Origin of the sequence: Treponema sp. J25 (assembly GCF_004343725.1) — a bacterium.
GTDB lineage: Bacteria > Spirochaetota > Spirochaetia > Treponematales > Breznakiellaceae > J25.
Window position 1 is genome coordinate 20,497 of record NZ_PTQW01000056.1, and the last position, 15,005, is coordinate 35,501.

Here is a 15,005-nt window from a genome sequence, read left to right on the forward strand (position 1 = left end):
CTAAGTGGCTCTATCGGCTGGTGTAGCCCTCCGCTGATTGCCGTCGGGTTTTATTGGGTGTTTGCCATTGATGACCGCCATGAGAAGGTCGCGGAGGGTATAGAGGGCATAGCTATGTGGTGCATCCCCATTGATGGGTTGCCCTGGGCCCCTCTTCGGAAAGAGATACTCGTGTGGCTCCTTATTGTTTCCCTGCCCATTGATTACACAATAGTTTATTTGTGTTTATTTGCGTCGGGCCACAAGCTGCTGCAATACCCCCTGGATCCATTCGGCGCTTTCCCGGGGATAGGCTGTTTGGGCAAGGAGAAACGCAAAGAGGGCCTTTTCATATTCTCCCCTAAAATAATAAGACTCTCCCCGGTAAAAATGGGCCCGCCCTTCTATCTCGGCGGAGCGTCGGAGACTGAGAAAATTCTCCAGCGCCTTAAGCGCTTCATCCCATTTTTCTTTTACTACATATTCCTGAACAATTTGCTGCAGTTGATAGGCTTCTCCACTGGAAGGGGTCTCCCTATCCTGGCTAAGAATTCGAAGGCTTTTCTGAGATGGTTTTAGAGGTGTACCCTGGGGCAGGGCTCCCAGGGCTTTTCGACTTGACCCTGATAAGGGCTGGGCGGGAACAACATCCATGAGAAGCACGCCGGGTTTACTGTACTGTAACGCAGCAATATACGGCAGCGGTATGTTCCGCAGGGGGTGTTCCAGGGGGGGGAGTCCAATCCTCCCCGTCCCGGCGGGAATTTCTGCGGGTACGATGGTGGTGTTTTTCCCCGGAACAAGTTCAAGCCTTCCTTCTCGAACTGCTTTTTCTTCGAGTAACGCATAATACGAAGGGAGCCCGGGAATGGGATAATCTATGAAGGGACTTGCCTGGATGCCACTCTGGATTATCACCGCGGAAAGGATATCCCTGGTAGTAGTAATGGGAGTGGTGGATCGGTATAAAACACAGGGTGTACCCAGTTGCTCTGGCGTAAAAGAAATGACCACCCGGTCTTCCTGAACCGTTGTTTCTATTCGTTGTACAGAGGATGCTGAAGCCCCTGCTCCAGATTCTTCACCCCCTATCGGATAACTGAGAAGGGCAAACCCCACAATTACAAAACCCAGACCCTTTTTCATAATCCTAAGTATGATGGGAAATCGAAAAATCGTCCAGAGTTCAAGTAGAGTTCTAAGGGTCAATATTTTAGTTCTTCTAGTTTTTTTTCGATGTTACAGAACACATTTACCAGGACAGGGTCAAACTGGCTTCCCCCTGAGTGGACGATTTCTTCCACCGCTTCCCGATGACTTTTGGGGATGTTGTAGGGACGGTCCGAACGCATCGCGTCGTAGGCATCTGCGATGGCCACGATCCGGGCGGGGAGGGGAATCTGCTTCCCCTTAAGGCCTTTGGGATATCCTGAGCCATCCCAGCGCTCATGATGGTACAGGCAAATACTATAGGGAATTTCCAGAAAGGGAATATACTGGCTATATGCCGGGTCTGCCTGGAAAAGGTTAATAATCTTTTTGATGTAGGCCGCACCGGCGATGGTATGGTGTTTTATCTGTTCAAATTCATCCGTTTCCAGGGGATGTTTTTTGGCTATCAATTCCTGGGGTACCCCTACTTTCCCTATGTCGTGGAGCACCGAGGTATAGGCAATATCCTTTAAGTATTGCTCTATGGCATAGGGTGCAGACTTGAGTAGGTTCAGCCGCTGGATTTCTTCTGTGAGATAGGAGGTGATAAGCTGGATCCGCTGGAGGTGGCTTGCGGTTTCCCGACTATGTTCTTCCATAAGGGAACAGACCAGGGAGATGAGCATGATTTTTTGGGCTTCGATATTCTTTTTTGCCTTCTGGAGTTCCACGTTTGCCACCGAAAGAGATTCGATGACGGCGTCGGTCTTCTGGTAGTACAGTAATTCGATTTCGGCGCTGATATCCCGGATGGAAAGGTAGTATATAAAAATTTTTTGATTCTGATTGTATACCCGTTTCCCGGAAATCCCGAGGTGCACAAAGGGATGGAGTTTTTGGTTGAGGAGCCCTTCCAGTAAAAAGGGCATGTGGAATTCGGGGATAGCCACTTCTCCCAGTTCCCGGCAATCCCGGGGAAGAAATTTTTCGAACATGATATCAATGTAAAAGGATGAGGCAAACTCGTTTCTGCTCATGCTAAGTTCTTTAAGGAGCTCTTCGTTTACATGGAGAATCCGGCGGCGATGATCGAGAATAAGGGGGTACTTTTCTTTTATGGCCTGTTCTAAGAGCAATTTACTGGTAATGGTGGCCCGTTTTAATTTTTTGTTGTGGTATTGCTTTAGTTTAAGATAGTTAATGTACAGTCTATGATAGAGATACTTGAGTTTTTTGATAATCCCCTGGGCTTTTTTATATCGAGCGACAAGTCGCTCATAACTGGTCTGGGCATAGGTCTGCTGTACCATAAATAGTCCTTTTTTTCTTTAATTGATGTTCATACTATAAAGTGGTGAAAAGCGTCCTTGCAAGGGGTAAAAGAAAAAAAGATAGGGAAAACCAAAGACTTTTTTGTAGAGCTAGTCGTAGAGTAAAAGATCAGGCTGAGAGAAGCCGGTATAGTTGAAAAGTTTTTTATTCGCCGGTGTTATTTGTCTGTTTGGTGATTTCCCAAGGGGACTCCAGGCAGGAAACGTTTCTTGAAGACTTCAGGAGAGGGAAAAACTGCCTTGCCCTCTTGCTCAGAGCTCCTTGATAGGATATACAAAAGGGAGAAAAAGGACGTTGTTCAGGGAGGTTTTTCATGCGATCCAACTTTGACCCCCGGCTCCTGGCCGACTTTGCCCGATATTATGGTTTCCACTATGGCGTATGTGATCCCGTAGCGCTGGTAAAAGATCTCATCATAGAAATGGAACGGGGCCTCAGGGGAGAGCCTTCTACACTCCCCATGTTGCCCTCCTATCTTTACCCGGTTTCCTCGGTTCCTCCAGGAAAGACGGTTATTGCCCTTGACGCGGGGGGAACGAATCTTCGTTCTGCCCTGGTTCGTTTTAATGAACAGGGGAAAGCGATAGCGGAAAATACGATTAAAACCCATATGCCGGGAACGAAGGGACAGCTTTCTGCCCGGGCTTTTTTTGATGAAATTGCGGCGGTTACGGCGCCGTTACTCAAGGAACATCCTGATGTGGCGGGGATAGGTTTTTGTTTTTCCTACCCCATGGAAATGACCAAGGATGCGGACGGCATCCTTTTAGGGTTCAGCAAGGAGGTTGATGCCCCCGAAGTTATCGGCAAGGCCATTGGGGCAGGTTTGAGGGATGCCCTGGCACGGCAGGGCGTTTCGGCACCAGAACGAATTGTGCTTCTCAACGATACGGTGGCGACCCTGCTTTCGGGGCTGGCTGAAATTCCCGCCGATGGTGGGCAACGCAAAGGTCCCGATGTGTATGCCGTGGAAGCGGGGCCGGTGATAGGGTTTATCCTGGGCACCGGGATGAATGTGGCCTACCCTGAAACCCATATCCCGAAGATTGGCTTTGAGGATCCCCAGAATCCCCAGATTGTGGTGTGCGAAATGGGGAGTTTCCGGACCCGCTATACGGGACGGCTGGATGAAGAATTTGATGCCACCACCAAGAATCCCGGAAAATACACCTTCGAAAAAACCATGGCCGGGGCCTACCTGGGTCCCCTCACGTTATATATGTTGAAAAAGGCGGTCCAGGATGGAGTCTTAGTGTTCCGAAGATCCCAGGAACTTCTTGCGATGGAAACCCTGCAGACCAAGGACCTGAATGCCTTCATGCATAACCCCCTTACCGGCGAAGGTCCCATCGGCTCCCTCTTTGATCGGGATGAACGGGATGCCCTGGCGACCCTTGTCTTCCTAACGTCTATTATCACCGAGCGGGCGGCCCTCTTTGCGGCCGCCACGGTGGCTGCGGCGGTAGAAAAAATCAAGGCCGGCTATGATCCCTTTGTGCCGGTGCGGATCGCCGTAGAAGGCACAACCTACATGATTTATAAGGGGATGCGACCAGCCCTGGAATCCTACTTACATACGATGCTTGCCAATAAGGCTCCCCGCTCGGTGGTGATTTCCCCGGTGGAGCAGGCATCCCTTTTTGGAGCCGCCGTGGCGGCCCTTTCAAAATAGAAGCGCCAACCCACGGAAGGAAGGTTAATCTTCTTTTCGTGGGGGTTCCTCTGGGGGAATCTGGAGGCTTTCCAGGGATAGCTTTTTAAGCAGGTGGAGCTCGGGCCGATATTCAAAGTGCATCTGGTCATACAGGTCCCACTTGCCACCCCAGATAAAGCCTTCCTGTTCAAACAACTGAATTATTTCGGCCGGCGGGGCCCAGCGTTCACTCTGGGGAACCAGCATCCAATCAGGGTTTTTTTCCTGTTCCCAGCCCCAGTATATTACCTTACCTCCCAGCCGTTTGGGTTGTATGTCGATGGCAAGTCCCCAGCTATGAAAGCTCATCCGCTGGGTCCCCCGGATTTCTCTCCAGTTGTATCCCCCGATAGTTCCGACGGTAGAGAGAAAGGTAGCCACCTTTTGATTTGTTTTTGCCAGGGAACGGGTCTTTGTATCAATCCGTCGCAGGGCCGCCGCAATTCGCCGATGCACAGAAACTTTTTTTCCAAAAAACTGGATCGCTACAATCTGGGCTTCCACTTCTCCCCGGGAACGGCCCTCATACAAAAGGCTGCGAAAAAGGGGATGATGGTCCGGGCCGTTTTTTCTTTGTTCCGCATCTCCCAGGAGTCGAAGCTGTTCTATTCGTTCGGGGGTGTATTGCCGTGGATCGGGGGGGCTTTCCGGATAGGTGTAGAATACGTAGGGGAGGTACTTTTGCCATTCGCTCCGCTCTTCTGCGGGAAGTATCCTTCCCTGGGCCCAGAAAAGGGTAGTTTCTGCCACCGTGATAGTCCAGTCTCCCTCTTGCCAGGAAACATCCCGCACCCGATCGGGGAAGGCCTGCTCATAGGCTTTAAGAACCTCCCGGGGCCCAAAAAGGCGTTGGTATGCCGGGAGGGCCCCAAGCCCTATAAGAACTATCCCAAGAAAAACGCCGACCCCCATCAGAGTATACAATCTTTTCTGAATCATCTACCAATCCTGCGCAAAAATAGAGTATATTGATACTATGAACGATGAAGCCCCGCGGGATCCGGTGCTGAGCCTGCTGGATGCTCAAAACCTGATGGCCCGCTATGAATATGATAAAGCCATTACCATCCTTCAGGACCTCGTTGCAGAGGACCCCCGGGACAGTACGGTCCTTACAGCCCTCGGTATAGCCTATACCGAAGCCGGACAAAATGAAAAGGCCGTAAAGGCCCTCCAGTGGGCCCTTTCCCTGGATAACACTATTCCCGAAGCTCACGAGGCTCTGGGATGTGCCCTGTATCGCCTGGACCGGTATGGGGAAGCAGAAAAGGCCCTCCGTACGGCAGCCCTGCTGAGACCCGACGATGGGAGCATCCTGCGCAATCTGGGGGTGGTGGTGTCCCGCCTGGGGAATCTGGAAGAGGGGGAAGCCCTTATCGAAGAGGCCTATGCCCTGAACCATTGGGATTATCATGCCATGTACGCCCTGGTCTCGGTGCGACTGCGCCAGGGAGACCTGGAAGGGGCCCTGGAACTGCTCGAACGCCTGGCGAATGAGGACGCTCCCATCCAGCTAAAAATGCTTGCCATTGACCATATCCAGAACATAAAACGCTACATTCGCCCTTAAGTCCCCGGTTCTTCCCATACAAGGGCATGGTAATAGTGAAAGTTTCCCCCTTCCTCTCCATCTACCGAAAGAGAACCCAGGACCCTCATGGTAAGGGAAGAAAAAAAGGATAATCGCAGACAGGCTAGCAGCGCCGGCAGGCCGCAAATCTCCAGGGGGATAGAACGGACAACCGTGAGGAGGGCCTCTTCGTTATGGTTTTCCAGGGCGGCAAAGAGGGGGGCGAAGGAACCTTCCTTCAGTTCTTTCTGGGAGCTCGAAAAATTGCAGGAGATAATGATAAGCACTTCCCCATTTGTCCCTGCCATGACGAGTTCCAGGGCCCGCTGTAAAGCCAGAATACTTTTCCAGTGGGGAATTTTCCCCGTTAAAACCGGGACTATGGGGGTGTCGGGAAAATAATAGGCAATAAAGGGAAGGAGCGGTTCTAAGGAATATTCAGAAAGATGGAGAATATCGTTGGTGGTTACCAGGGTACTGGTCGACGCAAATTCTTCTATCCCGTCGGTATCGACCCTTACGGGACCAAGGGGGGTGGTGAAGATATCTGACTCACTGACAAAAATGCCTTCTTCCCTCGAGTCATGGGAAGGCCCGATGAGAATGATGTGTTGATAGGGCGTAGACCGGGTGTACAAGAAAGCCCGGGAAAGGAGGGGTCCCACGAGGTCCCAGGCCGCATGGGGAAGGACCATAAGATGGACCTTCCCTGAGGGAAGCTTCTCTTGTCCGGCAACTGGGGTTTGAAGAGGAAGGGAATGTACCAGGAGGGACGACTGTTCTTGTTCGTAGCCCTGGATTTGGCGCCGGGCTATGTCCTCATCCTGGGGGTACCAAAAATCGGCGAGCAGCATGTCCCGAATTTTTACCGCTGAGGCTTTTGCCATGGTTCAACTGTAGTCCCGGAACCTCCTTTTTGCAAGGCCCTTTGAAATATGCATTTGTAATGACTAGATAAAAACTGTTAAATAGGTATAATTAATTTTATGAGTATCCGGCTTAAAATATTGAGTGTGGTGCTCCCCCTCCTTGTAACGTCGGTGGTGCTCGTCGGAGGAGCTTCCTATTTTCTTGCGGTCTCTTCGGTAACGGCGGTGGCCTTTGATTTTCTCAGTTTTAAGGCCGAAGAAGTAGAACAGTATGCGGAAAGTCAGTGGAAGCTCCTGGTGGAAAATGGCAAGGTAGGGGAGCCGGAGATGGAAGCGGCCGCCCAGGCGGCGGTGGTTTCCTTTGCTCGAAGCGTCCTCCGCAGCGATACGGAGGCCATCTGTGCCTTCGACAGGGAGGGAAACCTTGCCATGGTGGTGGGACCCCTTTCGTTTAAGCCGGAAGAGCAACGCCTGTTGCAGGACTATGGGGCCCAGCAAAAACGGGGGCTTGTAAATTTCCTGGCCCAGGATATTAACCGGGTAGCGGTGACCTTTCCTTTTGTTCCCTTTGGGTGGCAGGTCTTTGTATCCGAACAGGAAAGCACCTTTTACGGCCAGGCCCGCCGGATAGGGCAGTTTTCTGTATATATCTTGGTGGGAGCCCTGGTTGTGGCCAGCGCCCTGTTGTTACTCTTTGCCCGCTTCCTTACCCGTCCGATCAGGATAGTGACGGATACCATGCAGTCGATTATTGAAACGAACAATCTTTCGGAGCGGGTTCCGGTCCTCTATCGTGATGAGATTGGTCGGCTGTCTTACACCTTTAATGTGATGCTCCAGGAACTGGAACAGGCCTATACGCAGATAAAAAAATATGCCTTCGAAGCCGTGGTCGCACAGAAACGGGAAACAAAAATTCGCAACATTTTCCAGCTCTACGTTCCCAAGGATGTCATCGACGAAGTCTTCATGAACCCCGAAAAGATGCTCGTGGGGGATAACCGGGACGTGGCGATCCTTTTCTCGGATATTCGGAGTTTTACCACCATTTCGGAGAAAATGGCCCCCGATGAACTAGTGAATTCCTTAAACCGCTATTTTTCAATAATGGTGGATGTCATCATGGGAAAAAATGGGGTGGTGGATAAGTACATCGGGGATGCGATTATGGCGGTGTTCGGTGCCCCCGTAAAACATGGCAATGATGCCCTGGATTCGGTCCTTGCGGGCCTTGGTATGATCGACGCCCTTTCTATTTTTAACGCGGAACAGAAAAAATTAGGGGGCCCCGAGTTCCAGATTGGCGTGGGAATTAACTATGGCATTGTAACGGTGGGAAACATTGGCTGTGAAAAAAAGATGAACTATACCGTCATTGGGGATACGGTAAACCTGGCAAGCCGCCTTGAGGGGCTTACCAAGAAGTATCACCAGCCGATTCTCTTTTCCCAGTCGGTCTATGAACAGGTGAAGGACCAGGTCCTCTGTAGAACCGTGGACAAGGTGGCTGTAAAGGGAAAGACCATTGGGGTGCCCATTTATACCAGCCGCACCCGCATAACTGAAAAAGAAACCGAAGGGTGGTATATTCATGAGCAGGCCCTGGGACTCTACTATGAACGGGATTTCTCGGGCGCCCGGGGACTCTTTGAGCGGGTCCTGAGCCTTATTCCGGAGGATCCCCTGGCAAAGGAATACATCCAGCGCTGTGGGGTCTATGAGAAGAGCCCACCACCCCCAGAATGGGATGGGGTTGAGGTGATGACCGAAAAATGAGAAGCCGTATGCGGGTACCGAAATCCCTCAGAACACCCCTGGTGGCAGGAATGGTCTGGTTCCTTCTGGTTTTTAATGGGAAGCCAGCCCTGGGGGAAGAACATCCTGAAGAAACTGAAAAGCTCCGATATACCTCCTGGGGAATCCTGTACGGATGGACCAATTCTGGGGAAGAGGCGAAGGACCGCGCGAAAGATGCAATCGACGAATATACCTCGATGCTCCTTTCTTCTCTAAAATATGCTCTTCGGCAGGAGGGCTTTGAAATTTCCTTCCAGGAAGAACTAAAGGGTTCTCGGGCCGCTGCTGGCCCGGTCTTATCAGAAGAAGGGGGACTCTCCTCTGTGCTCTATGGGTTTGAAAGGGCCCAGGAAACAAAGAGTCGCTGGCTTGTGGTGGTCCGGACCTACCGGGAAAGAACCCGTTTTAGCTGGTACATGGGTATCTACGATGGGCTTTCGCAGAGTCTTGTCGTTTCGGACAGTTCCTTCCTTTTCCCGGGCCTCTCGGCCTTACCACAGTTGGATGAAACAGTGGGGCGTATCCTGGCCAGCTGGAAGGAAAAACAAAAAGAGCCGATAAAGCCGATAGAGGTAGTGGAACATCGTCAGCTTTTTAAGGGAACCCAGCAGGGCATTTCGGTATTTTTTGGGGACTCTGCCCAGGGTGTGGCGGTGGGAACTCTGGAGGGGGGGGATGGTGCTCGCCCCCTATGTTCCCTTTGAGGCAGAAAAACCCGTGCCCATTACCCTTGAAAAAGAGGGCTACTGGCCCAAAGAACTGGTACTCCCCAGGGGAATTACGAGAGAGCCCTTTCTTCTTCCGGAGTTACACAAAAAAACAACCCAGGCCTGGTGGGCTTCTGTCACCCTTACCCGTCTTATGGGGGCAGAACTGGGGATGCGCTGGTATCCTTTCCCGGACCGCTTTTTCCTTTCCCTTTCGGATGCCCTCTGGATGAATCATACCTTTCAAGAGGGATCCTATCCGGTGTTCCATACGGAAGTCCGGGGCGAACTGGGGGTATACCTGCAACGAAGGGTGGACGACCCCTTCCGGATTGCTCTGGGCATGGCCCTGGGGGGTATCTACACCTGGGTGCCTGGCCTGGCAGGCGAAATAGGCCGCCTGGACCTGGTGACGGATATCCTCTGGGTGGGCTTTGAGTACCATTTCCCTACCTGGGCGGTGTTCATTAAGAATCGCTTCCCCTTTGCCTGGGGAACGGGGTACCTGGACCGGGCCTGGATGGAAATCCCTAACATGGGGCCCCAATTCTGGACCCTGGGGGTGCTGATAAAATGAAGATGAAGCAGTATCGCTGGCCCCTGGCCGGCCAGTCCTCCCTCTTGCTTGTCCTTTTTGCGTTTACCCTTTCCTGTGAACTCCTTAAACTGGATGTGTTCCCTTCCTACCTGGGGAATAGCCAGGGCCTGGTCCAGCTTGATTCCTACCTGCAGGCCGCGGGGGCCGACCCTTCCCTGGGAGATCTGGGGTTCATGGTCTTTCTGGATGGCGCCTACCAGGGGACTTCCTATCGGTACCTCGGCCTAGTCTGGCATCAGGTTTCGGCGGGACCCCTGCTCCTCTTTTTTGATGGGGATACCCTGGCCTTCCGGAAGAGCCTGGCGAACCTGCCCGCCGGGGCCTACCTGGGGATTACCGCCGATGGCCGCCTTATCAGCGGAGGGCCCATTTCTGAGACTTCTCCTTACATCTTGATAGATCCCCGTTCTCTCCAAGAAGATCCATTGAGTAATTCCTTCTCTTCTGGTTCTTCCTTTTCCCGGGCCTGGGTGGTGGTGGCCCCCGATTCGGGAACTCCCAAAATCTACCTGGTGAGTTCGAATACTAATACTCTCTGGTATTGCGACTTTAGTGATGTGGATACTAAGACTTTAGGCTCCGTCTCCGCGGCCTTTTATCTTGTGGACCTCCTCAAGGTGGGCGATACCCTCTGGTTTCTTATCAAAAATGAAACGGATAAGACGGTAAGCCCCTATGGGGTTTCCAATTTTTCTTCGTTTGGTTTTCAGTCGGCCTATGGCTCACCAACGGCGCCGCTTCCCCGCATTCCCCTGGGGAACGATGGTCGCGCCTGGATAAGCCCCGGTGGAGTGATTACGGTGCAGCACGATGATGGGGTGCGGCTCTCCCGCTATTCCTTAGACGAAGGTTCCAAGCTCGATGAGTTTGCTATGCCTAATCTTAAGGATGGGGTTTTTGCCTTTGCCGCCGATGGCAGGCGCTGGGCCTGCTATGACCGGAACCGGCGGCGGCTTTATCTTTTGCGGACCTGGTGGTAACCATGACGATACGAATACGCGGATGGCAACAGGGAACACGGCTCTGGATACTCCGGGGACTGCTGGTGCTTCTGGTCTACCTTGGTGGTGGTCCCGGGCTGGGCGCCCAGAACCTGGACCTGCCGGAGGATAGAAAGAAAGATGCTTCCCCGGCGAGTCTCCTCCTTGTGGTATCCCTGGAGGTGCAAGAGGGCGTTCAGAGAGCCGGGGCGGTTTTGCCCTCCTTCTGGGAAGAATCCCTTGCGGCGAGCCTTGCCTCCCTGCCACAGGTCGGGGCGGTGTTCCAGGGCCAGCTCTTACGGGGGTCGGAAGAAATCTATGGGCACCCCGGGGAAGTCGGCCCGGCCTCTAAAGCCCAGGGGCAAGGGGATGCCGGCTCCGCCGGGGCTTCTTTGACGCCCTCGCCGGCAGGGCAAGAAGGACCCACTGCGGGGGGCGGCCCAGGGGGGACTGCTCCAGAGGCCCTTTCCACGGAAGCAAAGAGCCCATCTTTGCCAGCCCAGGTTTCTCCCACAGAAAAGGAAAATGTGCTCCTTCGCTGGGCCGCCCCCCGGAACTACGACTACCTGGTAAGCGGTTCCATTAGCCTGGCTTCCCCTTCTTCCCCGCGGGGCGGGGAAGGGGCAGGAACTCCTTCTTCTAAAGAAGGAGCCCGGGTTTTTGTTCGTCTTTCCCTGCGGGATGTGATCAGCCTGAAGATTATCCATACCCTGGAGTGGAACGCTCCCTTCCCGAGCGAAGCAGAACTCCTTCAGACCTTCTGGCTCCCCCTCCTGGATGCGGTATCTTCCCTATCGTCCACCGATTACGTCACATCCCTGACCATCCAGGGGCTTCCGGGCACCCGGGTCCGGGGTTTTACGGAAAAACCTGTCATTATTCCCGAAGAGGGAACTGCGGTGGTTCAGGTGCCTAAGTTACACAGCTTTTCCTGGCATGCGACAACCCCGGGGCATGAGGATCTCTCTGGTTCCTGGCTTACCATGAACGAGGAGGAAACCCTGGCGCTTTCGCCTCTTCCTCTTCTCCGGAACACCCTGGAGTGGGGTATGCTCCGGGGGCAGTTTGGAGATTTTTGGCTCGGGCGTTACTTCTTCCAGAACCGGCTCCACCTGAAAATTGGGGCAGAACAGTACATCGTGGGGTTCTACTTCCCCTCTATCTGGGAGAGTAGTGACGTTTCCATGACGATTTCCCTGCCTATGATTCTTCCGGGCCTGGTAGGAGAGTGGTACTTTGGGGAGAATCACCAGTTTATCCGTCCCTATGTGGCCCTGGGGGCCCTGCTCCGGTTGAACCTGGACCAGGCAGCCCTGGATCCGGTGGCGCCCCTCATCGTGCTGGGGCGGGGGGGCCTTCTCTGGCGGGTAAATCGTCAGTGGTCTTTTTTGGGAGAGCTGGGGGTGGATTGGTATCCCTTTGCGGATGGGCTGCTCCTTGTGGCAAACCAGAAAACGCAGTCGGAAGGGAGTTCACCGTTCTTTTTGTACAGCGATCGCTGGTACCTGGATCTCTTTGTCTTTCGTTGTGGGGTAAGAATTAGTTATGAGTAAGAACGCTGCCACATTCCGGAGACCCTGTGGCCTCCGCAGTCATATCTTTACACCTGAGGACGCCCGGCGGGAACTTACCCTCTATCTCCCGGCTGCCTGCCGGGTGGGCCGGGGGCTTTCGGAGTATATTCTTACGACCCTCTTGTTTGGCTTTGGCCTTCTTGCTTCTTCCTGCTGGCATCCCCCCTTTGATCCTGCCGTAAGCGCCTCTGCGTGGGCCGTGGAAAAACTCGGGAATCCCGTGGCGGAGTACACCCTCTATGGAGCCTATGGGACGGCAAATGGCTTTTTCTGGCCCGCCAAGGATGGCACCACCTTTTATCTTAATACGGGTCTCTGGGTGTGGGAGGAAAATAACCGGCTGCGGATTGGCTATCTTTCAAGCCTGGCCTCTGGCATGGTTGTAGGGAACTCTTTCTTTTCAGAGTTACCCTTCTATAAAGGAGAGCGCCCCTGGCTCCTCCAGTATGGAGCAAATGGAATGGTGTATGGGGGGGACCCTCAGAATCTCCGAATTGTGCAGGCAATCCCCAATGACCCGTGCAACCAATATATTCCTTCTGTTGATGGGAGCTTTATTAGCATAGGCTTTGGGAGTCTCATGAATAGTACCGATAACGTAGAGCAGGTCTATATCGCTTCCTGGTGGCGCAATACTTCTGGGAATCCAGGGATAGATGTCTATGCCTACAAGGCCGGAGATTCCTTCCCACCATCCAACCCCACAAAATACACCCTTCGCCCGCCGCGGGAATTGCCGGAAGGTTCCTTCTGGGTCGGTAAGTATCCCTATGATGAGAATACCGCGGGACCGGTCTATGTTTCCTACCAGGTTCGGGGGACCGGTACCTTCGTTACCTACAAATGGAATGATTCTGGAAATAGCAGTGAAGACCCCTATAAACTCCCCATCCCCAACCGGATTACCCGGATACTTTCCACCGGGGACCTGGTGGCCGAGCTTGATACCAAGATGTTTGTCTATAGCCCCGAGGGGAACCTGAAATACGTAATTCCCACCGGTTCCTGCCGGTTTATCCACGAGGTGTGGGTCAACGATGGTCTTGGTGGGGGTGGGCACCCGGAAATGCTCTTTAGCCGCTTGATTCGATGGAAGCTAAGCTCCTGGGAACAACAGCAGTATGGGGCCTATTGGAAGTACCAGGTAAGCCTGTACCGCATTCCCACGGCGGAGCTCTATCGCCTGGCAGAGTAAAGAAAGCGCCCCCACAGGCACAGAAGTGCCCCCATCTATACTCTCGAAAAGGGTCCCTCTACAGAAAGAAAAAAGAAGGTCTTCTAAGCCGCGAAAAGTGCCGGAAATACTTGCGGAATCACCTGAGCCCTAGGCTCTATCCCGGAAGAGGGTACCACCTTTAACCAGCCACGAAAACCCAAAGGCCCAGAGAGCCAGGGTTTCCAGTGCTAGAATGGGGGCCAGGTGCCGCAAAAAGGTATCCTGCCAGAGCCAGAGGTAGAGGCCGATACCTATAAGGCACGCTACAATGGTAATACCACAGAGACGGTAGAGCAAATTCCGCAGAAGTTTGCGGGGGCCGGGCCGGCCCGTCCCTGTTTTGGTAAAGAGAAAAAAGGCGTTGTACGCTAAAAGCAGAAAAAAGCAGGCCGCACTTACCAGGTGGAAATACACCGAAATTGTTGAAGGTAGGTGAAAAATCCCCACCGGCAGGGGCGGGTCGGCCGGATAATCGCTTGGAAAGAGGGCTATACCAAAGGCCGCAAGGCCGCTTCCGTTGGTAACCCAGTTATCCAGCCGGTCGTAGCCCTGATAGGTGATGAGAAAGACCCCTACGGCGCCGAGGATACCCACCAGGAGGTCCCGCATGTTAGTGTAGTAGTAGCTACTGATGCTCCCTTCGATATGGCCCGGTTGCACTATCCAGCCCCCTACCACAAGCACCACGGGCAGGGCTATGCCGAGCCAGCCAATGCTTTGTCGCAGGGTTTTATAGGAAATGATGATGCTCCGATTCCGCTTCCCCTTCACCGGGACCTCCTTTTTTCTGACTTTTTTTCTTACCTCTCCTTAAAACCATGATTTGTCCCGCTCGATCCTTTGCAGAAGGTGCCAGGTAGCTAGGTCCCTAAATTCTTTTTAAGACTTTCAAGGAAACTCCGCATGGCCTCATTGTCCTGATACCGGCTCTGGAGCCCCTCAAGGTAACGATTCCGACTCCGCTCGTCCTGCAGTCGTAGGACCGTTTCTACAATCTCCCGGGCCAGGTACAGGCTTTCTTTCTGACCCGCGGTGACAAATTCCTTTTCGTACCGAAGGATCCGTTCCCGTAAATCGGGGAACACCTGCCGAATGGCGGGATCGTTCAAAAAGGCCTCTAGACTTCCCCGGGCCTCCACCAGTGAATTGGCACCCCCTCGGGCAAGAAGGGTATCTTCCCTGGTCCGATAGGTTCGGTACGCCGCCGAAAGGCGCTCATATTCTTGCAGGGCTGTTTTAAGGCGTTCATTTTCCTGTTTCAGGGCCGTATACTCAGGGCTTGCCGCAAGGGCTTCCGCACCGGGAACTGCGGGGCCGGCACTTGTTCCTGCGGTAGCTGCATTTCCCTGGTTCCCGGTGGCGGTGTTCAGGGCTTGCTGTGTTTGGGTTCGGGCAAGTTCCAGGGCCTTTTCAAGCTCTGCGACACGCCTCTTCTGGGTTTCCAGATCCTGGTCTTTCTGGGTAGACAGGGACTTTTCTTCTTCCAGGGCCTTACGGAGATCCGCCGCTTGTTTCTGCATCACTTTGCCAGGTTTTCG

The 15,005-nt window shown here is 53.3% G+C and carries 14 protein-coding genes; 8 read left to right on the forward strand and 6 right to left on the reverse strand.

What is annotated here, in order from left to right; genetic code table 11:
* Window positions 1–225: 225 nt before the first annotated feature.
* Window positions 226–1,125, reverse strand: coding sequence for a tetratricopeptide repeat protein (locus C5O22_RS13130; RefSeq protein ID WP_132782534.1), 900 nt, complete (start codon window positions 1,123–1,125; stop codon window positions 226–228).
* Between the two features lie 59 nt (window positions 1,126–1,184).
* On the reverse strand, window positions 1,185–2,441 hold the full coding sequence (locus C5O22_RS13135; protein ID WP_132782535.1) for an HD-GYP domain-containing protein: 1,257 nt from the start codon (window positions 2,439–2,441) through the stop codon (window positions 1,185–1,187).
* A 335-nt stretch (window positions 2,442–2,776) separates the two neighbouring features.
* Here C5O22_RS13135 and C5O22_RS13140 point away from each other — a divergent pair, with 335 nt between their 5' ends.
* Entirely contained in the window at window positions 2,777–4,135 is a 1,359-nt protein-coding gene (locus C5O22_RS13140; protein ID WP_132782536.1) for a hexokinase family protein, read from the forward strand.
* Between the two features lie 24 nt (window positions 4,136–4,159).
* On the opposite strand, the gene C5O22_RS13145 is transcribed toward C5O22_RS13140, so the two are convergent.
* Window positions 4,160–5,095: a M15 family metallopeptidase gene (locus tag C5O22_RS13145; protein WP_132782537.1), complete on the reverse strand. Its 936-nt coding sequence runs from the start codon at window positions 5,093–5,095 to the stop codon at window positions 4,160–4,162.
* A gap of 37 nt (window positions 5,096–5,132) precedes the next feature.
* On the opposite strand from C5O22_RS13145, the gene C5O22_RS13150 reads away from it, so the two are divergent.
* A complete protein-coding gene (locus C5O22_RS13150; RefSeq protein WP_132782538.1) occupies window positions 5,133–5,726 on the forward strand; it encodes a tetratricopeptide repeat protein in 594 nt (197 codons plus the stop codon).
* Here C5O22_RS13150 and amrB read toward each other — a convergent pair.
* Window positions 5,723–6,613 (reverse strand): AmmeMemoRadiSam system protein B, encoded by an 891-nt coding sequence (amrB, locus tag C5O22_RS13155; protein WP_132782539.1) that lies wholly within the window; start codon window positions 6,611–6,613, stop codon window positions 5,723–5,725. The two genes, C5O22_RS13150 and amrB, sit on opposite strands and share 4 nt — an antisense overlap.
* A 99-nt stretch (window positions 6,614–6,712) precedes the next feature.
* Between amrB and C5O22_RS13160 the strand changes: the two genes are divergently transcribed.
* The 6 genes from C5O22_RS13160 to C5O22_RS13185 are packed head-to-tail and all read left to right on the forward strand — an operon-like array spanning window position 6,713 to window position 13,446.
* Window positions 6,713–8,371, forward strand: a complete 1,659-nt coding sequence (locus C5O22_RS13160) for an adenylate/guanylate cyclase domain-containing protein (protein WP_132782540.1) — start codon at window positions 6,713–6,715, stop codon at window positions 8,369–8,371.
* Window positions 8,372–8,379: 8 nt separating this feature from the next.
* On the forward strand, window positions 8,380–9,096 hold the full coding sequence (locus tag C5O22_RS13165; RefSeq protein WP_132782541.1) for a hypothetical protein: 717 nt from the start codon (window positions 8,380–8,382) through the stop codon (window positions 9,094–9,096).
* Window positions 9,068–9,676, forward strand: coding sequence for a hypothetical protein (locus C5O22_RS13170; protein WP_132782542.1), 609 nt, complete (start codon window positions 9,068–9,070; stop codon window positions 9,674–9,676). The genes C5O22_RS13165 and C5O22_RS13170 overlap by 29 nt, the downstream gene beginning before the upstream one ends.
* Window positions 9,673–10,677: a hypothetical protein gene (locus tag C5O22_RS13175; protein WP_132782543.1), complete on the forward strand. Its 1,005-nt coding sequence runs from the start codon at window positions 9,673–9,675 to the stop codon at window positions 10,675–10,677. The genes C5O22_RS13170 and C5O22_RS13175 overlap by 4 nt, the downstream gene beginning before the upstream one ends.
* Window positions 10,678–10,679: 2 nt before the next feature.
* Window positions 10,680–12,230, forward strand: a complete 1,551-nt coding sequence (locus C5O22_RS13180; protein ID WP_132782544.1) for a hypothetical protein — start codon at window positions 10,680–10,682, stop codon at window positions 12,228–12,230.
* The gene (locus C5O22_RS13185) at window positions 12,223–13,446 is read left to right on the forward strand and encodes a hypothetical protein (protein WP_132782545.1); all 1,224 of its coding nucleotides are present in this window, start codon (window positions 12,223–12,225) and stop codon (window positions 13,444–13,446) included. The genes C5O22_RS13180 and C5O22_RS13185 overlap by 8 nt, the downstream gene beginning before the upstream one ends.
* 129 nt (window positions 13,447–13,575) lie before the next feature.
* Here the strand turns inward: C5O22_RS13185 and C5O22_RS13190 are convergent, their stop codons facing one another.
* Both C5O22_RS13190 and C5O22_RS13195 read right to left on the reverse strand, forming a co-directional pair.
* Entirely contained in the window at window positions 13,576–14,238 is a 663-nt protein-coding gene (locus C5O22_RS13190) for a DUF998 domain-containing protein (RefSeq protein WP_132782546.1), read from the reverse strand.
* An 89-nt stretch (window positions 14,239–14,327) separates the two neighbouring features.
* Window positions 14,328–15,005 (reverse strand): hypothetical protein (locus tag C5O22_RS13195; protein WP_207895393.1); only part of this gene is annotated, 678 nt, incomplete at its 5' end.